Annotated in this window: 22 protein-coding genes and 1 pseudogene; 5 read left to right on the top strand and 18 right to left on the bottom strand. The window is 51.5% G+C overall.

Features of this window, described 5'->3' with window-relative positions; translation table 11 throughout:
- Positions 1-269 precede the first annotated feature (269 nt).
- From FVB43_RS10690 to FVB43_RS10720, 7 genes are all read right to left on the bottom strand, one after another.
- A complete protein-coding gene (locus FVB43_RS10690; RefSeq protein ID WP_133846573.1) occupies positions 270-668 on the bottom strand; it encodes a hypothetical protein in 399 nt (132 codons plus the stop codon).
- Positions 659-1,273, bottom strand: coding sequence for a peptidoglycan recognition protein family protein (locus FVB43_RS10695; protein WP_133846574.1), 615 nt, complete (start codon positions 1,271-1,273; stop codon positions 659-661). The genes FVB43_RS10690 and FVB43_RS10695 overlap by 10 nt, the downstream gene beginning before the upstream one ends.
- Before the next feature lie 248 nt (positions 1,274-1,521).
- A complete protein-coding gene (locus FVB43_RS10700) occupies positions 1,522-2,010 on the bottom strand; it encodes a hypothetical protein (protein ID WP_166653766.1) in 489 nt (162 codons plus the stop codon).
- Positions 1,931-2,320, bottom strand: coding sequence for a hypothetical protein (locus FVB43_RS10705; RefSeq protein ID WP_159338130.1), 390 nt, complete (start codon positions 2,318-2,320; stop codon positions 1,931-1,933). Before FVB43_RS10705 ends, FVB43_RS10700 begins: the two co-directional genes overlap by 80 nt.
- Positions 2,317-2,931, bottom strand: coding sequence for a peptidoglycan recognition protein family protein (locus FVB43_RS10710; RefSeq protein ID WP_167863964.1), 615 nt, complete (start codon positions 2,929-2,931; stop codon positions 2,317-2,319). Before FVB43_RS10710 ends, FVB43_RS10705 begins: the two co-directional genes overlap by 4 nt.
- A gap of 22 nt (positions 2,932-2,953) precedes the next feature.
- Positions 2,954-3,436: an Hcp family type VI secretion system effector gene (locus FVB43_RS10715; protein WP_167863965.1), complete on the bottom strand. Its 483-nt coding sequence runs from the start codon at positions 3,434-3,436 to the stop codon at positions 2,954-2,956.
- 169 nt (positions 3,437-3,605) lie between these two features.
- Positions 3,606-4,532 carry a DMT family transporter gene (locus tag FVB43_RS10720; protein ID WP_197931279.1) on the bottom strand — a complete coding sequence of 309 codons (927 nt, stop codon included), beginning with the start codon at positions 4,530-4,532 and terminating at the stop codon, positions 3,606-3,608.
- 136 nt (positions 4,533-4,668) lie between these two features.
- Between FVB43_RS10720 and FVB43_RS10725 the strand changes: the two genes are divergently transcribed.
- Entirely contained in the window at positions 4,669-5,187 is a 519-nt protein-coding gene (locus FVB43_RS10725; RefSeq protein WP_133846580.1) for an Lrp/AsnC family transcriptional regulator, read from the top strand.
- Between the two features lie 116 nt (positions 5,188-5,303).
- Here the strand turns inward: FVB43_RS10725 and FVB43_RS10730 are convergent, their stop codons facing one another.
- Entirely contained in the window at positions 5,304-6,257 is a 954-nt protein-coding gene (locus FVB43_RS10730) for a GlxA family transcriptional regulator (RefSeq protein WP_167863967.1), read from the bottom strand.
- A gap of 28 nt (positions 6,258-6,285) precedes the next feature.
- A complete protein-coding gene (locus tag FVB43_RS10735) occupies positions 6,286-7,062 on the bottom strand; it encodes an MBL fold metallo-hydrolase (protein ID WP_133846582.1) in 777 nt (258 codons plus the stop codon).
- Positions 7,063-7,440: 378 nt separating this feature from the next.
- Between FVB43_RS10735 and fhuE the strand changes: the two genes are divergently transcribed.
- Together fhuE and FVB43_RS10745 are read left to right on the top strand one after the other, a co-directional pair.
- Complete coding sequence (gene fhuE / locus FVB43_RS10740; RefSeq protein ID WP_167864008.1) at positions 7,441-9,591, top strand: ferric-rhodotorulic acid/ferric-coprogen receptor FhuE; 2,151 nt, start codon at positions 7,441-7,443, stop codon at positions 9,589-9,591.
- A 560-nt stretch (positions 9,592-10,151) separates the two neighbouring features.
- Positions 10,152-11,408, top strand: a complete 1,257-nt coding sequence (locus tag FVB43_RS10745) for an SfnB family sulfur acquisition oxidoreductase (RefSeq protein WP_420361208.1) — start codon at positions 10,152-10,154, stop codon at positions 11,406-11,408.
- Positions 11,409-12,042: 634 nt separating this feature from the next.
- On the opposite strand, the gene FVB43_RS10750 is transcribed toward FVB43_RS10745, so the two are convergent.
- The gene (locus FVB43_RS10750; protein WP_167863968.1) at positions 12,043-12,948 is read right to left on the bottom strand and encodes an alpha/beta hydrolase; all 906 of its coding nucleotides are present in this window, start codon (positions 12,946-12,948) and stop codon (positions 12,043-12,045) included.
- 105 nt (positions 12,949-13,053) lie between these two features.
- Complete coding sequence (locus tag FVB43_RS10755; RefSeq protein WP_167863969.1) at positions 13,054-14,526, bottom strand: MFS transporter; 1,473 nt, start codon at positions 14,524-14,526, stop codon at positions 13,054-13,056.
- A 197-nt stretch (positions 14,527-14,723) separates the two neighbouring features.
- Between FVB43_RS10755 and FVB43_RS10760 the strand changes: the two genes are divergently transcribed.
- Together FVB43_RS10760 and FVB43_RS10765 are read left to right on the top strand one after the other, a co-directional pair.
- Positions 14,724-15,419 (top strand): response regulator, encoded by a 696-nt coding sequence (locus FVB43_RS10760; RefSeq protein ID WP_167863970.1) that lies wholly within the window; start codon positions 14,724-14,726, stop codon positions 15,417-15,419.
- 1 nt (position 15,420) lies between these two features.
- Positions 15,421-16,473: an ATP-binding protein gene (locus tag FVB43_RS10765; protein WP_167863971.1), complete on the top strand. Its 1,053-nt coding sequence runs from the start codon at positions 15,421-15,423 to the stop codon at positions 16,471-16,473.
- Between the two features lie 43 nt (positions 16,474-16,516).
- Here the strand turns inward: FVB43_RS10765 and FVB43_RS10770 are convergent, their stop codons facing one another.
- The 7 genes and pseudogenes from FVB43_RS10770 to FVB43_RS10800 form a co-directional block, all read right to left on the bottom strand.
- The gene (locus tag FVB43_RS10770) at positions 16,517-17,176 is read right to left on the bottom strand and encodes a DUF2931 family protein (RefSeq protein ID WP_167863972.1); all 660 of its coding nucleotides are present in this window, start codon (positions 17,174-17,176) and stop codon (positions 16,517-16,519) included.
- 57 nt (positions 17,177-17,233) lie between these two features.
- Positions 17,234-17,893, bottom strand: coding sequence for a DUF2931 family protein (locus FVB43_RS10775; RefSeq protein ID WP_167863973.1), 660 nt, complete (start codon positions 17,891-17,893; stop codon positions 17,234-17,236).
- Complete coding sequence (locus FVB43_RS10780; protein WP_167863974.1) at positions 17,884-19,737, bottom strand: phospholipase effector Tle1 domain-containing protein; 1,854 nt, start codon at positions 19,735-19,737, stop codon at positions 17,884-17,886. Before FVB43_RS10780 ends, FVB43_RS10775 begins: the two co-directional genes overlap by 10 nt.
- A 225-nt stretch (positions 19,738-19,962) precedes the next feature.
- Positions 19,963-20,622 (bottom strand): DUF2931 family protein, encoded by a 660-nt coding sequence (locus FVB43_RS10785; RefSeq protein WP_167863975.1) that lies wholly within the window; start codon positions 20,620-20,622, stop codon positions 19,963-19,965.
- Between the two features lie 27 nt (positions 20,623-20,649).
- Positions 20,650-21,309: a DUF2931 family protein gene (locus tag FVB43_RS10790; protein WP_167863976.1), complete on the bottom strand. Its 660-nt coding sequence runs from the start codon at positions 21,307-21,309 to the stop codon at positions 20,650-20,652.
- Between the two features lie 27 nt (positions 21,310-21,336).
- On the bottom strand, positions 21,337-21,996 hold the full coding sequence (locus FVB43_RS10795; protein WP_167863977.1) for a DUF2931 family protein: 660 nt from the start codon (positions 21,994-21,996) through the stop codon (positions 21,337-21,339).
- Positions 21,987-23,857: pseudogene (locus FVB43_RS10800) on the bottom strand (phospholipase effector Tle1 domain-containing protein). Before FVB43_RS10800 ends, FVB43_RS10795 begins: the two are co-directional and overlap by 10 nt.
- Positions 23,858-23,880: the final 23 nt, after the last annotated feature.

Below are 23,880 nucleotides of genomic sequence, written 5' to 3' on the forward strand. Positions count from 1 at the left end.
ATTCTGCTGGGGCTGATTACTTTTAGTACCGGGTTGTAATGTTTTTATGTCTGCGATATCTCCAGTTTTTAGTCGCTGGCTATTTAGTGTAAGGTCCGGGTCCAGTTTGACCACGCCGGAGCGGCAAAAGACGCATCCCTGCGGGCCTCGGCACGCGACGTCCTGTCGCGTGACGTCCGGCTTACCTCAAACTGGCCCCATCCCCTCAGAAAATGTACTTGCGGTGGGTTCTTATATCCCGAGATATTGAGACAGGATGTTTACAATTTTCATTCGTCCTCCCATGCGTTATCCAGATAAAGGAACGACTTTCTCTTCCCAAAATTATTTTTATCTTGAAAAGTAACGCCACCAAGACCACTGGAGTGCAACCCCCAGGTCCCATAGGACCCATCTTTGAAAGTCACAGTACCTGATGCTACACAAGGAGAATAATGTTCATGAAGCCACTCGCCGATATAATCAGCTTCTTCAGCCTTAGCAAAGTAATTAATTAACTGCTCTTTAGTGGGGTTGAAAAGTTTACACCACTTAGCATACCCATCTTTATCTTCAGCAAGTCCATCATAATGGCCGCTCTCAATAACCTCTACATGCTCCACCTGCCTTGCATGAACAGCCAATGAAGAAGATAATAAAATAAAGATCAATGTTATTTTTATTCCCATTTTGCTGTACTCGCTTCGGTTGTGTTTTTTCTTCCAATATCGGGGTGTCGGTGAACCTCAGTCATGGGCACTTGAAATTGACGAGTCAACTCTGACACCAGCCATTTAAGTGATTGGTTTTGCTCATCGGTAACCGCCTCAAAAACCTCCTTATTATCAGGGCCAATAGCAAGGCCAACCATTTCAATGCCAATGCTGTCAGTATTGTTTGGGAATCGCGCAGGGAAACTTTTCTCTCTTTCTATATTGGATATTTCCTGCGAAATTCCATCTTTCCAATAAGCTTTAGTATGCAATGCGAGCAGACGTGTTTCTGTTGGTTGGCATACTTTCTGTAGAACACATTTGGACTGCACCAGACCAACATGCCAGGTCATTTTGAATAATGAAGCCGTTTGATAAACCTTGCCATCCTTGTCGATCAAAAAATGCGCTCCGTTAGCCGATTTGTTGCCATAACTGTTAAAGGTACTTTGCGCTGTCGGACTGGCAGTTTGATGCACCACAATACCATTAACGCTATCGAGGCTTCCCCGCTCAATCGTTTTAAATATTTTCCGCTCAATGCGATCATCATAAATATAACCATCTTCATCTATATACATTTTACACTCCTTTATAAATGCACTAAATAATCGCGCTAGCTTTAATGTCATAACCCATCGCTACCACACCCAGTTTATTTCCTTCTGCACTCTGTGGATCGGCAAAATCCGCCTCCCTGCGGGCCTCGACTTCCGGCATTCATGCCGCGTGACGTCCGGTTTACCTCAAGCTGGGCCGCTCCGCGCATAACTTGTGCTTGCGGAGGGTTCTTAAATAGCGAGGCATCGAGACAGGATACTTACGATTTTCATTCTTCTTCCCATGAATTGTCGATGTAGTAAAAATACTGTCTTTTCCCTTTGGTAAAATCTACCCATCCAAGTCCGCTGGAGTGAATTCTCCACTCGCCAGAAGAGCCATCCTTAAATGTGATTGTGCCGGATGCCACGCAAGGTGAATAATAGTCATCCATCCACTCGCTGTTAGAGGCTGATTCTTCGGCTTTAGTGAAGTAATGGATAAGCTGCTCCTTAGTCGGGTTAAATGTCTTACACCCTTCCTTTTCGTACTCATATCTGCCCTCGCTATCGTAAGCACCTGTCTTAACGATGTTAATCTGGCTTACTTCTCTTGCCTGAGTAAATACAGGAACAAGTAATAAAAATAAAAAAATGACTTTTATTATTCCCATTTGGCTGTGCTCATATCCAGTAGCATTAGTCTTCCCATGCATTATCAAGATAAAGAAACGATTTTTCTTTTCCGTAATTTTCTTTATCTTTAAAAGTAACGCCACCAAGACCACTGGAGTGTAGTCCCCAAGTGCCATATGCACCATCTTTGAACGTAACGGTACCAGATGCTATACACGGGGAGTAATATTCATGCAGCCATTCACCGCTATAATCAGTCTCTTCAGCTTTAGAAAAATAATTGATAAGTTGTTCTGTCGTAGGGTTGAATAATTCACACCACTTAGCATACCCATCTTTATCTTCAGCAAGGCCATCGTAATGCCCCCCTTCAATAACCTCAATGTGTTCTACTTGCCTGCCCTGTACAGCTAGTGAAGTAGAACATAAAAAAATAATTAATATTTCTTTCATTCCCATTTTGCTGTGCTCGCTTCGGTTGTGTTTTTCCTTCCAATATCAGGATGTCGGTGAACCTCAGTCATGGGCACTTGAAATTGACGAGTCAGCTCTGACACCAGCCATTTAAGGGATCGATTTTGTTCATCAGTGACAGATTCGAAAACTTTTTTATTCTCAGGCCCAACAGCCATTCCAACGATTTCAATGCCTATACTGTCAGTATTATTTGGGAACCGGTCAGGGAAGTTCTTCCCTCTCTCTATATTGGATATTTCTTGAGAAATCTCTCTTTCCCAAAATCTTTGGGTATGTAATGCCAATAAGCGCACTTCAGTCGGTTGGCATACTTTCTGTAAAAAACATTTTGACTGCACCAGACCAACATGCCAGGTCATTTTGAATAACGAAGCCGTTTGATAAACCTTGCCATCCTTGTCGATCAAAAAATGTGCACCGTTGGCCGATTTGTTGCCATAACTGTTAAAGGTGCTTTGAGCTGTCGGACTGGCAGTTTGATGCACCACAATACCATTAACGCTATCGAGAACCCCTCTCTCAATCGTTTTAAATATTTTTCGCTCAATGCGATCATCATAAATATAACCATCTTCATCGATATACATTTTATACTCCTTTATAAATGTACTAAATAATCGCGTTGGCTTTAATGTCATAACCCATCGCTACCACACCCAGTTTATTTCCTTCTGCGCTCTGTGGTACGTATTCTAATTTCACTCTTGAAAAACTGAGGCCGACTCTTTCTATCGGCATTGGCATGTGGTTCATACCCATCGGCTCTACGCTGGTAATAATCAGCTCTTGCAGGGTTATTGTTAAGAAGTCTAATGGAGAACCACCGGCTTTTCTGACGGTCAGAATAGCCTCCGGGATATGTTTTCCCGCAAGGCAATATTGAATGAGAGTGGTCGAGGATTTATCAATGTAATGTTTGAAATATAAATCGTGTACGGTTGATTTTCCCGAACCTCCGCCACTTCCCGAGTGCATATTCGCTGGCTGAGCGACTGACCAGTTCCATCTTAAAACCTCAATTTCCCCTTTATGAGAATGATCGAGTGATTCGCCCTCAATACCATTGATTTTGATAAACATATCCTGAGCCATACATCCTCCTTGTGGTGGGCATCCGGTTATAACGTGAATCTTTCCTCTGTTTGGGTGCTGCGCGCATAACCTGACAGGCCCCATAACGAAATGGGGACCCTATCAGTTATCTGTGGCAACGTCAGTCATGGTTTTGCCTGGAATATCAGAAGTTCTGGTGCGATCGCATTCAGGAGTGCGGTCGGGTTTTCCCGGCGGAAAAGGCGGTCATACTCACCCCGGCGAACACCAGAGCCAGACCTGTCATAAACAGCCCTGATAGCGAGGTACCCAGAAAGACCACCGATGCCAGCGCGCCAATCAATGGTACGCCCAGCGTAAAGCTGGACATGGCAAACACGCTGATGCGCCGCCCGTGTTCAGACGAGATGACAAAGCAGACTGAGGTGGCAACCGGGCCAATAAAGAACAGCAGCCAGAGAAGGCCGGAGCTGAAATGGATCGCCTCAACGGGGCCATCAAGTAAACGGGCAAAGAAAATCAGTGGAATGGTGGCAATCAGCATTTGCCAGGGGGCCAGTGATAGCGGCGTTGCCGTCCACTTATGGTGCTTCACATGGATAATCACCAGTGACCACGAGATGGCACCGGTAATCAGAAACGCACAGCCCATCACGGCGCCAGGTGCGGACCAGTTCATTTCCAGCGGAGAGCAGATCAGCCCGATACCCACCAGCCCGGTTAACAGCGCAATGATCTGAATGAAAGATGGCGTATGGCGCAACAGCAGCCAGGAAGAGAGGATCCCCCACAGCGGCGTGGTATACGCCAGCAGTACTGCATGGCTGGTATCAGTGTATTGCATGGCGATCATCCCTAATCCGGTGAAGACCACCATCTGGAAAATGCCGATGCTAAGGATCACGGGCATATCGCTTTTGGCCGGCAGTTTCAGCTCTTTTTTAACCGCGACAAACAGAAACAGACAGGCTCCGGCGCTGCCGAAACGGATCGCCGCAAGCCATAACGGCGGCACATCGTTAAGCGCCATCTTGGTGGCAGGCCAGCTAAGCCCCCATAAAACCACCATCACCAGCAGCCACAAAACCGTGGTTTTCATTGAATGCTGCCCGGCATTCTGTACGGCTGTTTTCACGTTACTCATCATCATCACTCACTGTGCATCGATGTGATGATTTTATTTTCCCGTTACAGGAAAAGCTGTTCTAATTACCCGCCATAACGCTAAAAAAAGAAACGGTTTCCGTCAAAACACAATTTACAGGTAAAATATGCCCCAAGACACGATTGAACTGGATGAAACCAGTCTGCGCATACTGGATCTGTTGCAGCAAAATGCGGATATCAGCAACGCTGAGCTGGCGGAACGCGTGGGCCTGTCCACCTCCCCCTGCTGGCGCAGAGTCACGGAAATGAAGGAAAAAGGCGTTTTAAGAGGCGCAGTGATGCTGGCCGATCCGCTGAGCCTTGGCCTGGCGGTGAACGTCTTTGTGCATGTCTCGCTGAAGCAGCAGGACAAAGTGTCACTGCGGCATTTCACCGATGCCATCAGCGAACGCCCGGAGGTCATGGAGTGCTATCTGATGACCGGGGAGTCGGATTTTCTGCTGCGGGTGGTGGTGGAAAATCTGCAAAAATATCAGTTGCTGATGATGGATTGCCTGACGCAGATAGAGAGCGTATCCAGTATTCGTTCCAGCTTCGCCTTAAGCCAGGTGAAATACACCACCGCCCTGCCAACGCAGCATCTCAGAACGTCACCAGGGCGATCGGCGGCGTCTTCTCGTTAAGGGGGCTTGATAACCTGGTCGCGCATAAGTCAGAGGTTCCCCAGTACCAAGAAAGTCGAATTTTCTTCGTACTGACGTTAAAATGGGCGGAAAATCGCCCCTTTTAACGTCCTGTTTTATTCCGTGAGACGAAATGTTTTACGCCACTCACTCGGGCTGACGCCGAATTTTTCGCGAAACAATTGTCGAAAGGTCACAGCGGACTGAAATCCTACCTGCCCGGCCACCTGTTCTACAGGCATCGCCAGCGTTTCAAGGAGTTCCTGGCTACGATAGAGTCGCGCCACGGTTAGCCATTCGACCACGGACATACCGGTGGCTTTATTAAAATGCCGGGTTAACGTCCTGCGGCTCATTGACGCCCTGTTAGCCAAAGAATCAAGATCGTGGGGTAACTGAAGGTTCCTTTGCATATAGTCGAGTAGCATATTCATTCTGTTATCTGTCGTATTGTGCGGGATTGACTGTTCAATGAACTGAGCCTGGCCACCGTCACGATGCGGAGGCGTCACCATTCTCCTTGCGATCTGATTCGCGATCTGGCTTCCCAAACGCTGCCGAATAACGTGCAGGCAACAGTCCAACGCGGCAGCGGTCCCTGCAGAAGTGATCAGGCCGTCGTCTTCCACATAAAGCGCATTCACATTCAAATGAACGTTCGGGAATAATGTGCGGAAAATCGCTTCATATTCCCAGTGTGTCGCGGCCTGGCGCCCATCAAGCAGCCCGGCATAAGCCAGTACAAACGTCCCCAGACATAATCCCACAATCTGGCTGCCCCCTGCTCTCGCCTTGACCAGGGCATCAAGCAACGGCTGCGGCGGGCGTTTCTCAACCTGGTTCCAGAAGGGCACGATAACAATATCCACCTGCGCCAGCGCATCAAACCCGTGGTCCGCCTGGATTGCGGTTGCTTCTTTTGACCAGATGAGTCCCGGCGTCTCGGTACAGATAAGGCGTGTAAACAGCGTGTCATCTGTCGTGGCATCCCCAAACAGAATCAGTGGAACTGACACGTGAAAGGTGCTGAACCCTTCAGTAACAACAATCGCAACCGATGCCACAGACATACAACACTCCCGGACTGATTTGAGGATATTAGAACGTGACTGACTCTCCGTCTGCAGGTGCGCTGACAAAATCCTCCAGATGATTAATCCGTGCATACTCCAGCAACGCCTGGCGAGTCACCAGGCAATGATTGATGGCTTCCATATGGGTAGCAACAATCTGGGCTTCTGGCAGCACAAGATGGGCTTTCAGGACATCTTCTTTACCGAAGATAATCGAACCATATCCCAGAACATGCGCCCAGCCCGTGTTCATTATCACTACGCCGGGCAGATATTTACGCATATTATCCTCAACGGCATCGATCCAGATGGAGTCACCCACCAGATAAAGTGATTTCTCATCCGGGTGCTGAAACACAATCCCACTGGACTCTCCAAGTCGCTCCGCTAATTGAGGGTTGGCATAAGCCTCATCAGACCCATGCTGGCAGCGGGTCTTGATGAGCGATATGTCGCCAAACTGACTGGTTTCAGCCAGCACCACCAGGTTACTGAACCCTTGCGATCGCAGAAGCTGTTCATCACTGTCATTTTGCACAAAAATCAGCTTCTCTTTTGGAATGAGCGCCACGGCTGCTTCGTCCCAATGATCCTGATGCGTATGGGTAACAATGATGGCGTCAACGTCCAGTAATACTGGCACATCGAAGGGCAGCTCAACCATCGGATTACGGATTTCTGAGCGGACAGTGCCTGGAAACCCCGGCCATGCCTCTTTTTTGGATAGCATGGGATCGATTAGAAACGTCTTTCCTGCATAAACAATCCGTTGAGTCGCATTGCGCACCTGAGTAATTTTCATCGATATTCACCTTAATGTTATGCCTGTTGGCAGTGCCGGTGCTTAACCTGGCCCGAAAAACATTATCGATGATATCAGGACAGTCAGCGATCCCCCTTCAGGCCATATTGCGATGGGATCGGGTCAACATCACTATCAAACCACTGATCTAACAACAAACACACACCGTGTTTCAGGTGGTGTCAAAAAAATAACAATGATTCTATAAAAGAAAATGATTATCATAATCATTAGTATTGAACTTTAGCTGCGCCACCCTGTCTCGGGGCCATCTGGCCCGTGACTGACCGATAAAAAATGGCCACGCTTTTTGTTATTCCCTATTTCGCACAAGGAAAAACCATGTCTTCCCGCACCTTCTCATCCCACACCAGGGGAATGGGCTCGCCTCTGCGCGTGCCGGGCCAAAAAACGACGTTGTCCGTTTCACTGCTGGCGCTGATGATCCATGCGCTGGTTAACCCGGCCATGGCGCAGGAAGCCGCCTCCCCGCAGGAAATGGTGGTGGATGCCACTGCAGATGACACCGCCGCCAGCGAGAAGCAGGATTACACAGTCAAAACCACCCGCGCCGGCACCAAAATGCTGATGACCCCGCGCGATGTCCCGCAGTCATTAAGCGTCGTCACCGAGCAGCGAATGCTGGATCAAAATCTGCAAACCGTGGGCGAGGTGCTGGATAACACCACCGGGATCGCCACCCAGCTGGTTGACAGCGAACGCTCCTCTTACTTCTCTCGCGGTTTCCAGATCACCAACTACACCTTCGATGATATCCCTACCTCAGCGGCAGATAACTGGAACTACGGCGATGCCGGAGAAGACACCGCCATCTATGACCGCATCGAAGTCGTGCGCGGCGCAACCGGGCTGATGAGCGGTGCGGGCAGCCCGTCGGCGTCGGTCAATATGGTACGCAAACATGCCGACAGCAAGACCGTGACCGGCAATCTGAGCGCCAGCTATGGCCGCTGGAACACCCAGCGTTACGTGGCCGACCTCTCTGCCCCGCTGAATGAAGAAGGCACCGTGCGTGGCCGCGTTATCGCCGGTTATCAGGATCAGGACGGCTGGCTGGATCGCTACCATAAAAGCAAAAAGTTCCTCTACGGCGTGCTGGATGCCGATGTGACCGACAACACCACGGTGTCGCTCGGCTACGACTATCAGGAGAGCAACACCGGCAACCCGACCTGGGGTGGATTGCCGACCTGGTACAGCAACGGTTCGCGCACCCATTACAGCCGCAACCTCAATCCGTCGGCCGACTGGACGCGTTACAGCCTCGACTCGCGTAAGGTTTTTGCCAACGTCAAACATGACTTTGATAATGGCTGGACCTTCCGCGTCAATGCCACGCACGCTGAGCAGACTTTTGCTGACAAGCTGCTGTATGTGATGGAGTTCCCCGATGCGGTTACCGGGACCGGGGTCAGCGGCTATGGCAGTCTGGATCGCGGTAAGCGCACGCAGGAATCCATTGATACCTATGCCAGCGGTCCGTTTGAACTGCTGGGGCGTAACCATGAGTTGATGGCCGGCGTCAGCTACAGCCGCCAGCATAACCAGACCTACAGCGTGGACGGTGCATTGGATTATGCGCAGATGGGCAGTTTTGATAATAACTGGAACGGCAACGTTCAGGAGCCCGAATGGGGTGACTGGTATCTGAATGCCGATGACGTGATCCGCCAGAAATCGGCCTACACCGCCGCGCGCTTCTCGCTGGCCGACCCACTGTCGCTGATCCTCGGCGCACGTTACACCCAGTGGAGCACCGTTGGCAGCAGTGGCAACATGAACAAAAATAACATCACGCCATACGGTGGCCTGGTATATGACATCGATGACACCTGGTCGGCTTACGCCAGCTACACCTCGATCTTCCAGCCACAGACCTACCGCAGTACTGATGGTGCTTATCTGTCGCCAGTGACCGGGAAAAACTATGAAACCGGCCTGAAGTCTGACTGGTTTGATGGGCGTCTGACCGCCACCTTTGCGGTATTCCGTATTGAGCAGGAGAACGTGGGTCAGGAACTCAGCGGCACGTTTGTGAATGGCTCCAGCGAGCAGGCGTATGTTGCGGCTAAAGGCGCGGTCAGTAAAGGCGCGGAGTTTGAGCTGAACGGTGCCGTCACCGACAACCTGCAAATGACCTTCGGGGCAACGCGCTATGTGGCGCGAGATACCTCCGGCCGTTTCAACAGCAATATGCCGCAGACCTCATTTAAACTCTTCTCCCGCTATCGTTTACCGATGTTGCAGGACCTGACCATCGGCGGCGGGCTTAACTGGCAGAACCGCACCTTCCAGGATGCCACCGGCCCGGATGGTGAAGTGCAGCGCGTCTACCAGGGCAGCTATCCACTGGCCAACCTGTTTGCCCGCTACCAGTTCACCAAACAATTGGCGGTACAGGCCAACGTCGATAACCTCTTTGACCGCTCTTATTACTCATGGGGCAGCGATTATGTGGTTTACGGCGAACCGCGTAGCTACTCGGTCAACCTGTCGTACGCCTTCTGATAAAAAAAGCCCCGGCACGATGCCGGGGCTGATCATACAGACAAGACGATTACTGCATAAATGAGAACTGCGTGGTGATACTGGAAGAGATTGGCTGACGCGGTTGATCAGTTTTTTTTAGAGAAAAAAATCCTGACAGTACCGACTGCAACGATGGTTAAAAGACTACTTAAAAACCAATAATCCGGCACAACAAAATAGTAAAAAACAAACAAGAAAATAACCACCATATTCACGATCAAATCAGACGCTGTATCCTTTATGAAATATAACAATGCTTTCATTTTTATTTATTTCCTTTTTAGCTACTGTCAAACTATCACAAACCAAATAACCAATAAAAAACAAAGAGTAAAATCATAAAATATCCAATAACGTTGGCGATAAAACTCAACTGTCGCCTTAAACTACGCTATTCCCGTTTCCCAACCCGCGCCTTATCAGCGCGGTAACAATCGATGCGATGAATCCTTATAACCGACGTGAACACAGTGTGACAGGATGGAGTTATCCGCGCCAATGCGCCCTGTCACCGTCATTAAGGAGTGCCTGTGTCTGCTATCGAATCCCTGGCTGAAGCCACTGAATTTTATGTTAACTCCCCGGAACACTTCGATCCGCTGCCGCGACCGTCACAGCCTGCGAATATCATTACCAGTGATGCTGAAGCGATTGCTGTCGCGGAACGGCTGGCGCAGCAGTTTGCACCGGGGGCTGCCCGCCGCGACCGTGACGGTATTTTACCGGTGGCCGAGCTGGACGCGTTCTCCCAAAGCGGCCTGTGGGGCATCAATATTCCACGGGAATACGGCGGCGCAGGTGTTTCCTATGCCACGGTCGCGAAGGTGATTGCCATTATCTCCGCTGCGGACTCGGCGCTGGGGCAGATCCCGCAAAATCACCTGGCGGGTGTTGCCCATCTGCTGGAGGACGGAACGGAAAGCCAGAAGCAGACGCTGCTGGCAGGCGTGTTATCGGGACTACGCTGGGGCAACGCGTTCTCCGAAAAAGGCACCGCCACGGTGGCCGATTTCAAAACAACAGTGCGTCCGCATAACGGTGAACTGGTGGTGAATGGCGAGAAGTTCTACGCCACGGGCGCGTTGCTGGCGCATCTGGTGCATACCGTGGCGGTAGATGAAGAAGGTCGCGCCAATCTGGTGGTACTGGATCGCGATGCTGCGGGCCTGACAGTGATCAACAACTGGTCGAGCTTTGGCCAGCGCACTACTGCGTCCGGCACCGTGCTGCTGGACAATGTTCATGCACCGCAGGAACGACTGATTCCCGTCTGGCAGGCATTTGAACGCCCAACTGCCGCTGGCCCGATTTCTCAAATTATTCAGGCGGCGGTGGATACGGGGATTGCACGCGGTACGCTGGCCGATACACTGGCCTTTGTGCGCGAGAAATCACGCCCGTGGATCGACAGCGGCCAGGAACGCGCCAGCGATGATCCCTTTACCATTGCTGCCATCGGCGACCTGCAAATCCGTCTGCATGCCGCCGAAGCGCTGCTGTGGCGCGCCGGAGAGCTGATCGACGTTGCTGTCACCACACCCAGTGAAGAAACGGTGGCCGCCGCTACCGTCGCCACAGCCGAAGCCAAAGTGCTGTCCACCGAGATCGCCATTCTTGCGGGTAACAAGCTGTTTGAACTGGCCGGCACGCGCTCCACGCTGGCGGAATATCAGCTTGACCGCCACTGGCGCAATGCCCGCACTCACACCCTGCACGATCCAGTGCGCTGGAAGTATTTCCATGTCGGGAACTACTATCTGAACGGCGTTAACCCACCGCGCCATGCGTGGAGTTAATGCAGAAAAAAGCCCGCATCAGCGCTGAGGTATCCCCACAAAAATGAATGGCTTCCCGTCTGGCGTCAGGTCCGGGGCCAGTTTGAGCACGCCGGAGCGGCAAAAGACGCATCCCTGCGGGCCTCGGCACGCGACGTCCTGTCGCGTGACGCCCGGCTTACCTCAAACTGGCCCCGTCCCCGCAGAATCGTTGCTCGCTGTGGATTTTAAAACCGCAACAGCATGACGCTCTCTGTGCATTGGTTAGGGTTTTGACCTGGATTTTGACGTTGAGGCGGCATTCAGCAGCGCTGAGGAAGCACAGTGAACCAGGACGAACCGCCACGACGGCGGTGAGAGGGAGAGCCGGCACAGGGATGTGCCGTCACGACCGGTGCGTCGGTGAACGACGCTTGCGAAGGCATCCACGCAGTGGACGCAGCGCCTGCCGCAAAGCCCGGGTCCCCAGGGTGGGGGCGACTGCCCACCCTGGGGCGCTCAGCCCGCGCAGCGGGAAAGCGAAACGCCCTTGACGTTGACCTGAACCTGGCCATCGTGCAGGCTTGCGTCACTGGCCGACCGGAAAAGAAGGTGGCTGCTAATAATGCAGGTCTTGTTTTGTGGGGATCCCTCAGCGCATCAGCGGGCTTGATGATCAGACGGCGCGTTTCTGGCGCAGGGCGTTAAGATGTTGCTGTATTCCCTCCTCAAGACAAAACACGCAATTCAGATGTGAGCAGTCTTCCAGTATCAGGAAGCGCAGATGAGTGTTGCCATGCTGTTTAGCAAATACCGCCATCGCCTGCGCACTGAACAGCTCATCGTCCCCGGCGGCAAACCACGAGGTGGGCAATGGTAGCGCCGCCAGCTGTTTTGCCGGATGACGAGGGGTCAGCGCATTCGCCATATTAACACTGTAGTGCTGCACGAAATCCAGTGCAATGGCCTTCACCTTATCCGGGAAATTCAGCCGCACCGCCGGGTAGTTGCCCAGCAGCTTGCCGCCACTTAACGCGTTGATGATAAAAGGCCACTGACTCACCTCAGCAAAGGGAGCGGAGGTCTGAGGGCAACGCACTTCAGGCGCAAATAGACCCAGCTCAGGGGCCAGCAAAATCAGGCTGTCTGACCGTTGTTGCGGGTGATAGTGCGAGAAATAGTTAATCAGCATCCCGCCGCCGCTGGAGTGCCCGAGCAAATGCATCGCGGTATGTGGAAAAAGGGTTCGCATCCAGCTCACCAGCGTATCGACATCACGCCAGACGATGGAAACGTTCACCAGCTGGCCTTTTGCCCCTGTCGATCCGCCGTGGCCGCGAATATCCACCAGACAAACTGCGATGCTTTCATCCTGTGTTATCTGCCGGGCAAGAATGTCATAGCCAGCATCCAGATGGACGCCGCCGCCATGATAAACAATGATCAGATCATTTGGCGTCTGTTCTGACCGATAAAGGCGATAACGCAACCCTTCTCTTTCTAAGGTATTGACCTGCGAAGGCAGCGGTAATGTCGCAGCAAGGTGCTTTGCCTGGTCGATAAAATAATCGAAATTAATCATGTTGATCACTCCCTGTGAGATGTCTCAGCTGGGATGCCATCATACGCGACACTTAAAATCATGCCTATTGCCGATGCTGCGTGTTCAAACTGGCTTCAGCCTTTGTCACACCGTTTTACGGGTATACATCGCCAGCACCCCGCCTGTGAGAAGCAATGCAACAATCGATGTACCGATCACCGAAACAAAGCCACGGCTAAAGGCCGCTTCGGCCAGATTCAGCAACACGCGCCCTTCCGCAGGTATCAGCGATCCGGCGGCAATTAACGCACCATCAATGCTGTCCTGTGCCAACGCGGGCAGATGCGGAATGGCAGACATATCATACGAATACAGCGCGGCCAGAATCCCGCCGAGAATGGTAATACCGATTGCGCCACCGAACTCAAACGCCACGCCCTCAATCGATGCTGCCGTCCCTGAGCTGTTTTCCGGTGAGTTGAGGATGATCGCGGTCGATGCCGCCGTCATCGCGCCACCAAGTCCGGCGCCGGTCAGCGCCAGGGCTGCGACCGTCATCCACAAGGCGGCATCATACACCATCAGGTAAACCGCCAGGCCCGCCGCAGAGAGCAGCAAGGAATACTGAATCGCCCGGAGTGAGCCTATATGCGGCACCAGCCATCCTACCGCAGGCCCGGCAATAAAGGAGGCGAGCGGCAGCGGCAAAATAAACAGCCCGGCCAGTAAAGGCGACATAGACAGCACCAGTTGCAGCCGCTGCGTCACGGCCAGTTCAACGCCGATGACGCAGGCAATCGACACCATTGCGGCGATCACACCCGCCGTAAAGAACCGGTTGCTAAACAACGCCAGATCGAGCATTGGGCTGGCTGAGCGCTGCTGTTTTCTGACAAACAGCAGCGTCATCATCACCCCGATTACCCCGGCGATCACCGCAATGCTGAGCTGCGGTGACGGCTTGCTGAACTCCTTCATGGCATAAATCAGCCCGGTGAGGCCCGCCATAATCTGAACGGCAGCGGTCAGACTGAATACCCGGGTGTGGTCGCCCGGTATCGGCGGGATCAGTTTCAGCGAAAACAGCAGCACCAGAACCACAATCGGGACGTTGATCAGAAAAACCGATCCCCACCAGAAATACTCCAGCAGCAGCCCACCAATCACCGGACCGAGCGCCGCCCCGCCGGAAGCCACCGCGGCCCAGATGCCAATCGCCAGTGAGCGCTCGGCGGGATCGTCAAAGGCTCTGCGCACAATCGTCATGGTTGCGGGCATCATCATCGCCGCCCCGACAGCCAGCAGCGCACGAGAGGCAATCAGCATCTCAGCGGAAACGGAAAATGCCGCCGCCAGCGAGGCGATGCCAAAAATGACCAGCCCGAGAATGAAGAAGCAGCGTGCGCCAATACGGTCATTCAGCACGCCCATGCTGATCAACAAACCTGCCATCGTCAGCGGATAGGCATTAACGATCCACAGCTTCTGCGTCGCCGTTGCCTGAAGATCATGGGTCAGGCGCGGCAGCGCGGTATAAAGCACGGTCATATCAATGACCACCAGTAATAAAGCGCTGGAGATCACCGCCAGGATTACCCAGCGAAATGAGGAAGACATATCAACTTTCCTTGTGGGTTATACGATGATAGCTGATGCTTGCTATGCTTTTGGTAAACATACCGGCCGTTTTCCTGATATTTTTAACGTTAACTTATGTGTTAACGTAATAATAATGGTCGTAAGTTGAGGCTGCGTGGAGGTTATGTGGAGATTGTGTGGAGAGGGAATGAGATGACACAAAAAGCGGAACAGAAATGAAGAATATTAAAATTTTGCTCGCTGAAGACGAGGAAGATATTGCCGAGATCCTTTTTGCTTACCTGCAAAAAGAAAGCTTTACCATTATTCATGCCGCTAACGGGCGTGAAGCACTGGAACGTTATTTTGAGGATCGGCCTGACTTTGTCATCCTGGATATTAAAATGCCATTTATTGATGGCTGGCAGGTACTTAACGATATCCGTAAAGACTCAGATGTCCCCGTGATGATGCTGACCGCACTGGATGCTGATGTGGATAAAATTCATGCACTGAGAGTCGGCGCCGATGATTACATCGTTAAACCTTTTAATCCGGCAGAAGTGGTGGCAAGAATTCACGTGATATTACGCCGCCTGCCCTTCTACAGTAATAATAAAAACCAACATATCTACAGCAGTAAAAATATTGATATTGATACGGTTAATCATCTGGTGAAAATAAAAAGTAGCGGTACAGAAATGGGTAATAGGCTGACCTCAACGGAATTTAAAATCCTGATGCATTTGATCCGTTATCCGAAGCGTGTATTTACCCGCCGGGAATTGCTGGAACATTGCCTGCCAGAAGGTGAAGCCAGTGAGCGCACCGTTGACAGCCACATCAGCAAACTGCGTAAAAAGATTGAGCAGGCCGGGCTGTCTTCTGTTCCTGAGAGCATTCGCGGCTTCGGCTACCGGCTGGGAGATTAAGATGGCAAAGCCAGGCATCCGTTACCAGCTGTTTATCCTGACCTCGAAAGTGGCTGTCAGCACGCTGGTGCTGCTGTCGGTGGTTTACAGCGTCTATATCGGCATTTTTTATGATGGCAAAGATGAGATCAGCTGGATCCCTTCCTCGCATGACTGGATCCTGACGCTGATCTCCGGCGTATTATCCGCCGCGGTGGCGCTCTATTTTGTCTGGGGCTTTGCCAAACGCGTGATTATTCCGCTGAATGCGGTTGCGCACAGTGCGCGCCAGGTGGCTGAAGGCAATCTGAGCATCCGCGCAGAACACAGCACCTCCGAAATACGCGAAACTGCGCTGCTAATCGATGATTTCAATTCGATGGCGGAGAAGCTGGAAGTGATGTCGCATGAGATGAAAAAGTGGAACGCGGCCATTGCCCATGAACTGCGCACCCCGGTCACCGTATTGCAGGGGCGTATCCAGGGAATGATGGAAGGTATTTTTGACCGCGACGATCGGCAGTTCGCTATCTTACTCCGTCAGACGGAAGGATTATCGCGAATGATCGACGATCTTCGGGTACTCAGCCTCTCCGACAGCGGCCAGCTCTATCTCTACCGGGAAACGCTGCATCTGAAGGAAATACTGACGTCATCCGTCGATTCCTTCCGCGACAAGCTGAAACAGCGCGGGCTGGAGCCGGTAATTGAAGCCGAAGATATTGTCTGTTTTGTCGATGAAGTGCGCCTGCGTCAGGTGCTCTTCGCGCTGCTCAGCAATGTCAGTAAATATGCGGTTCCGGGCGTGGTAATGATCACCTGCCGCCCCTCCAGTGATGCCATTGTGCTGACGGTGGAAGATGAAGGCCCCGGTATTGGTTATGCCGATCAGGACGCAGTATTTGACGCCTTTTTCCGTGCAGAAAACGACCGGGTGCAAAAGCCCGATGGTTCCGGCCTTGGCCTGGCAGTGGTGTATGCCATTGCCCGAGCGCACGGTGGCACCGCACGCTGCCTGCCCAGCCGACTGGGCGGAACCTGTATGCAGATTACGCTTCCGGGTGGTGGGAAATAGGGATGCAGACTAAAGAACTCAATTCCCTTGCCTCAAGCAGGCATTACCACTTGCCGTAAGGGTATTTCTTTCCTTTGATAAAATCTTTTATGTCCTGGTCATATCCATAAGAAAAATCGCTCTTAGTGATTCCTTTGCAAATATCTAATTTATCCCCGGATAACGTTTTCAGGACAGAGGGCTTTATACGATAGTTATGTTCGAAACGGATACCATTTACCCAGACGGCCACCTTTCCTCCTGGGGCCAGCCCCATCTGTACACTGTCGTAATACGCAGCCTTACCAAGATAGTCCTTGTGTACGCTGGGTTTACGCATTTTATCCACCACATCCCAGGGAAAAGTCAGATGAGTTTCATAGACCTTTTTATCAATCACTGAATCCCAGCAAAAAATAATATGCTTGGGAGGTTTTTCAACATGATTCCAGTAACCATTGAGCGCCCGCGCACTGTCGTTCCACTCACCCACCACGTCATGTAATGGCTGCGTGCTGTCCAGGGTATTAAAGCGATAAACAGTACCAGCCGCATCCTGTACCACAACAAACGTCACCAACGCGGGTAGGTATATGGGCGTGAAAAAGTTAAATTTCCACTCCGTTGGTTCCGTGTTGTGAGCCGCCTTGTTGGTCTGACCTGCTCCCTGGCAGGCAGTCAGGATCAATAGCGAAAGCAGCCCTGCGATACGTTTTATTTCCATATTGTGTTCCCGTCCCTACTCTAAAAACCACCTGAACTCCCTTGCCTGAAGCAGGCATTACCACTTGCCGTAAGGGTATTGTTTTCCTTTGATAAAATCTTTTATATCCTGATCATCTCCATGAGAAAAATCACTTTTAGTTATTCCTTTACAAAGAATTAATTCATCCCCAGAAACCGTGTTTAATACTGATGGCGTTACACGGTAATTAGGTTGAGGTCCTGTGCCGACTAACCAGACTGCCACTTTTCCTTCAGGGGCCAGACCAAACTGGATATTGTCGTAATACGCAGTCTGGCCAAAATAGTTTTTATGCCCGCTGGGCCTGCGCATTTTTTCCACATCAGCGTCAGATAACGTCAGCCGGGTTTCATACACTTTCTTATCAATGATCGAATCCCAGCAGAAAAACAGTTGTTTTGGCGGATGCTTCACATGGTTCCAGTACCCGCTGGGTGCCCGCGTGTAATCGTTCCATTCACCGACCATGTCACTGAGATCGGGCGTACTGTTCAGCGTCACAAACCGCGAAACCCGGTTGTTGGCATCAATAATAACGGCAAAGGTCACCAGTGCGGGCAGGGCTTTGGGCGTGAAAAAGTTAAATTTCCACGCTGTCGGCTCCGTATTTTGCACTGTCTTACTGGCCTGGCTTACTCCCTGGCAGGCCGTCAGCATTGAAAATGAAATCAGTACTATAAGGCGTTTTATTTCCATATTATATTCCCGTCCATATCGTAAGTGGTTCGTTGCCAGCGATAATCCGGCCTGTTGGTAAAGGTAACCAGCTTAGCGGGCTTTACTGCTCCGGTAATTCTTCCCTGACTATCTTTTATCACGCTGTTCCAGTTGGCCGAGCAGTGAAGGTATTTTCCGGCCAGTACATTAATTTCCGGGGTGGTAAATCCGCTGGCCCGCTGGCCGTTGCGAACGGCGCGCCCCATCACCATAGCTTTTTTATAGAATTCATAGAGTTCTGATGGCAGTTTTAATTCTGTATTCGTACTTCGAATGGGTTCAAACACCACCCCTGCATCCTGCGCGGCATCGATCATCACCCGCAGCGCCACCTTTGACCAGTCATTACGCGTGGGGCGTTCAAGGGTTAGTGCGGCAGCGCTGCGTTTTTGCAGCGTGCCGTAGCGGTCGGCGGGCATTCGGTCATCATGCCAGGCTCTGAGTTTAATTTTGTTGCCCTGCAGCAGCGGCGCAATCATGGGATAACAGGCCATAATCCTGAACTGTGCCCCGGCATGCCGATAGGTGTTGGTTTCCTTATCGGGAACAGAAACCGGCACGGTTTCAAACTGCGGGCGCGTAAGGAAACAGGCTTCGTACTCGTCGGGATTATACCCACCGCCAATATCCGAGTGCGCCCCCGGCAACGCCAGTTCCGGCCAGGCAGGTTTTACGCTGTTCAGGGCGAAGTTAAAACGGCACTCATGCTGCGCGGTGATATGGAATACTTTCTCCGCCACGCCGGGCCGCAGCACAATATTCACCTCTCCGGTATCCGCGCTGTGCGGGTTAAAGCCGTTAATCGGCGTGCCGACCCCCGCCACGGTATCGAATATCCCCAGGAAGCGGGTTTTGCCGCCGGGCGTGCCATTGAACTTAATCTCACCTAATCCGGCTTTAATCGCTGCCACAATGGCATCGTCCTGATCAAACACGCGGTTAGCAAAATGTCGTGCTGCTGCCGCGCCACGACTAAACCCAAAGATATCGAACTGCAACTCACTAATAATGAGAGATTTGATATCGGGAAGTTGAGAAAGATAGTCCTGAATACTGGTCACCAGCAGTGTCACCGCCTTATCAGTTTTGCTGACTACCCCAGTACTGCCTCTGCCAGTCCCCATCCCGTAGGAACTGTCCCCCTGACCACTTTCAGTACCGATCCCCTCAATATAAATGGCTCTCTGTGTATATGCCCTGTCCTGGTTATACAGCGTATACAGCCAGTGAACATTGGTGAAATAGCCCAGATGGCTTCCGGCGGCGAAACCGCTGTGACCATATTTTAACTTTACACACTGAGCCTGAGCAGAAGAGGAATCCCCGTCACTCATACCAAAATGCTCGCCAGCACAGGCATTCTGACGGTCAGCACTGTTATCCGCATTATTCCCCGACCCATCAAAAAACACCCCGATCGTCAGCATGATTTCGCGCCGCTTTTTCTTCGCGGACTGGGCGTATTGTTGCGGTACGATGCCCTGAGAGGGGGCGAACAGCGAGAGTTCAATCGGCTGTGGCTTGCGCTGCCTTACGCTGGCGGGTTCTTTGCCGTAACCGTCAGGAATGGAGGAAATAAACGTAGCCCCGCAGGGGCAGGAACTGACGCTGTCGAGCGTGCCGGCCAGTGACATCCCGCCCACCCTTATTTTGCCCGGCCCGCTGATGATGCGGTACGTCATACCCGGGTTCTTACCACAGGAGACCAGACTGCCCTCCCGGGGAAGCTCCGCACCACGCAGAAAAACGGTCGAGTGACCGCTCAGTACTTCCCCACCGCAGGTGGTTTTATCGCCAACGCGAAGAAAATATCCCTTTGTCACAGGCTGTCCTTAGCTCATTCACGGTGAACATTAAATGCACAAAGAACAACTTAACCCAAACGCTTCTGAGGAGAAATAGGCGTTCCGCTAACAAAGCCCTCGTTTTTTTACGATTTATCGTCCGGGTCAACTTAATTTCAAGGCGTTATATCTGACACCGTTTTTGTGAGAATGAATCGTAAATACCCGTCAGGAGCGATTTTATTCCTGCATAAAAAGCAAGCGCTACCATTTGCCGTAAGGGTATTTCTTTCCGTTGATAAAATCTTTTATGTCCTGATCATAACCATAAGAAAAATCGCTCTTAGTGATTCCTTTGCAAATATCTAATTTATCCCCGGATAACGTTTTCAGGACAGAGGGTGTTATACGGTAGTTATGCTCGAAACCGATTCCATTCACCCAGACGGCCACCTTCCCTTCAGGGGCCAGCCCAATCTGGATACTGTCGTGATACCGGGTCTTTCCCTGATAGTATTTGTGTGGGCTGGGCTTACGCATTTTATCCACTATCTCATCGGACAACGTCAGATGAGTTTCATACACCTTTTTATCAATCACCGAATCCCAGCAAAAAATAATATGCCGGGGGGGATGCTGTACATGATTCCAGTACCCGTAAAGTGCACGCGCACTGTCGTTCCACTCACCCGTCACGTCATACAGCGCCTTGGTACTGTCGAGAGTATTAAATCGATAATCAATATTGCCCATATCCAGGATGGCGGCGAAGGTCACCTGCGCAGGCAGCCCTTTCGGTGTGAAAAAATTAAACTTCCACTCTGTTGGCTCTGCGTCGAGAGCCGTCTTGTTGGCCTGGTCTGCCCCCTGGCAGGCCGTCAACGTCAGTAGTGAAAGCAGCACAGCGATCCGTTTTATTTCCATATTCTGTTCCCGTCCCTGTTCTAAAAACTACCAGACACCATACGGATACACTTTGTTTTTAATGAACTCTGGTGTATCCCCGTAGTATTTATACCCATTCGGGTGTTTGGTTATTCCTTTGCACAGCGCTAATTTATCGCCGGAAACCGTTTTCAGCACTGCAGGTATTACGCGATGGTTCGGTTCAAATCCTATGCCATCTATCCAGACGGCGACTTTTCCTTCAGGGGCCAGTCCAATCTGGATACTGTCGTAATACGCAGTCTTGCCAAGATAGTTCTTGTACATGCTGGACCTGCGCATTTTATCTATAGCGGCATCAGGTAACGTCAGGTGAGTTTCATACACCTTTTTATCAATCACCGAATCCCAGCAGAATAAAATATGACGGGGGGGAGATTTTGTCCGGTTCCAGTGTCCATTGGCAGCCCGCGAGCGTTCGTTCCACTCGCCGACAACGCTATCCAGCGCAGGCGTATAGTCTAAGGTGTTAAACCGATAATCAATATTGCCAGCATCGAGGACGGCGGCAAAGGTCACCAGTGCGGGCAGGGCTTTGGGTGTAAAAAAGTTAAATTTCCACTCCGTTGGTTCCGTGTTTTGAGCCGCCTTGTTGGTCTGACCTGCTCCCTGGCAGGCAGTCAGGATCAATAGCGAAAGCAGCCCTGCGATACGTTTTATTTCCATATTTAGTTCCCGTCCTTGCGCTAAAAATTACCAGACACCATACGGATACACTTTGTCCTTAATAAATTCTTTTGTATTTTCTCCGTATTCATAACCGTTTGAAAAACGTGTTATCCCTTTGCAAATCTCTAATTTTTCCCCGGAGAGCGTTTTCAGGACAGACGGGGTGACACGATAATTAGGCTCAAATCCTACCCCCCTTAGCCAGATAGCCACCTTCCCCTCCGGCGCCAGCCCAATCTGGATATTGTCGTAATACGCCGTTTTGCCAAGATAGTTTTTATATACGCTCGGCCTGCGCATTTTATCTACTACTTCCCAGGGGAAAGTCAGATGGGTTTCATAGACCTTTTTATCAATCACAGAGTCCCAGCAAAAAATAATATGCTTGGGCGGTTTTTCAACGTGATTCCAGTGTCCGCCAGGTGCCCGCGAAATGTCGTTCCACTCACCGATGACCTTATCCAGATCCGGGGTGTTGTTGAGCGTATTAAATTGATAAACGGTGCCAACCGCATCCTGGACCACGACAAAGGTCACCAGGGCAGGCAACGCTTTGGGTGTAAAAAAGTTAAATTTCCACTCTTTTGGTTCCGTGTTTTGAGTCGCTTTGTTGAGTTGTCCTGCTCCCTGGCAGGCCGTCAGGATCAATAGCGAAAGCAGCCCGGCAATACGTTTTATTTCCATATTCTGTTCCCGTCCATATCGTAAATCGTCCGTTGCCAGCGTTCATCCGGCCGGTTAGTAAAAGTCACCAGTTTCGCGGGCTTCACCGCCCCGGTGATCCTTCCCTGAGTGTCCCGTATCACGCTGTTCCAGTTGGCCGAGCAGTGAAGGTATTTTCCCGCCAGCGCAGTAATTTGCCCGGTGGTATACTCGCTGACCAATTGACCATTGCGGACAGCGCGGCCCATCATAATCGCTTTTTTATACAACTCTTTTAGTTCGGTCGGTAATGAAAGGTTGTCATCTTTAGGTAGTATGGGTTCAAACACCACCCCCGCATCCTGCGCGGCGTCGATCATTACCCGTAGCGCCACCTTTGACCAGTCATTGCGCGTCGGGCGCTCAAGAATTAGCGCGGCACCGCTGCGTTTTTGCAGCATACCGAAGCGGTCGGCGGGCATTCGGTCGTCATGCCAGGCTCTGAGTTTAATCACGTTACCCTCAAGCAGCGGCGCTATGGCCGGATAACGCGTCATGATCCCAAACTGTGAACCGGCATGACGATACGTTGCGGTCTCCTTATCAGAAACAGAAACCGGCACGGTTTCAAACTGCGGGCGCGTAAGGAAGCAGGCTTCGTACTCGTCGGGATTATACCCGCCACCAATATCCGAGTGTGCCCCGGGCAACACCAGCTCCGGCCACGCGGGCTTTACGCTGTTCAGCGCAAAGTTAAAACGGCACTCGTGCTGTGCGGTGATATGGAAGACCTTCTCCGCCACGCCGGGACGCAGCGCGATATTCACCTCTCCGGTATCCGCGCTGTGCGGGTTAAAACCGTTAACCGGCGTACCGATCCCCGCCACGGTATCAAATATCCCCAGAAAACGGGTTTTACCGCCGGGTTTACCAGTGAGTTTAACTTCACCCACTCCGGCTTTAATCGCTGCCACAATGGCATCATCCTGCTCGAACACCCGGTTGGCAAAATGCCGCGCCGCCGCTGCCCCCCGGCTAAAACCGAAAATATCAAACTGTAATTCTTTGATAATACAATCTTTGGCTTCAGGGAATCTGAAAAGATAATCCTCGATACCCGTTACCAGCAACGCCACCGCCTTATCGGTTTTACTGGCTACGCCAGTGTTACCTCTACCGGTTCCCATCCCGTAAGAGCTGTCACCCTTTCCGCTTTCTGTACCAATTCCTTCGATATAAATGGCACTCTGTCCATGTCCGGTATCGGTGGTAATTTTCTGGTTATACAGCGTATTCAGCCAATACACATTGGTGTAATAACCAAGATAACTTCCTGCGGCAATACCGCTATGACTCCGTTTCAGCCTTTACGCACTGAGATAACGTAGATTCGGCATCCCCGTCACTCATGCCATAATGCTCGCCTGCACAGGCATTCTGACGGTCAGCACTGTTATCCGCATTATTCCCCGTCCCATCAAAAAACACCCCGATCGTCAGCGTGATTTCGCGCCGCTTTATCTTCGCGGACTGGGCGTGTTGTTGCGGTACGTCTGCCTGAGAGGGAGCAAACAGGGGGATATCAATCGGCGCAACGGGTTTTCGTTGCGTTACGCTGGCGGGTTCTTTGCCGTAACCGTCAGGAATGGAGGAAATAAATGTCGCCCCGCAGGGGCAGGAACTGACGCTGTCGAGCGTACCGGCCAGCGGCATCCCGCCCACCCTGATTTTGCCCGGCCCGCTGATGATGCTGTACGTCATACCGGGGTTCCTTACCGCAGGAGACCAGACTGCCCTCCCGCGGAAGCTCCGCGCCACGCAGAAAGACGGTCGAGTGACCGCTCAGTATTTCCCCACCGCAGCTGGTTTTATCGCCGACGCGAAGAAAATAGCCCTTTGCCATATGCTGTCCTTAGCCCGTTTACG

The organism is Erwinia rhapontici (genome assembly GCF_012271765.1).
GTDB lineage: Bacteria > Pseudomonadota > Gammaproteobacteria > Enterobacterales > Enterobacteriaceae > Erwinia > Erwinia rhapontici.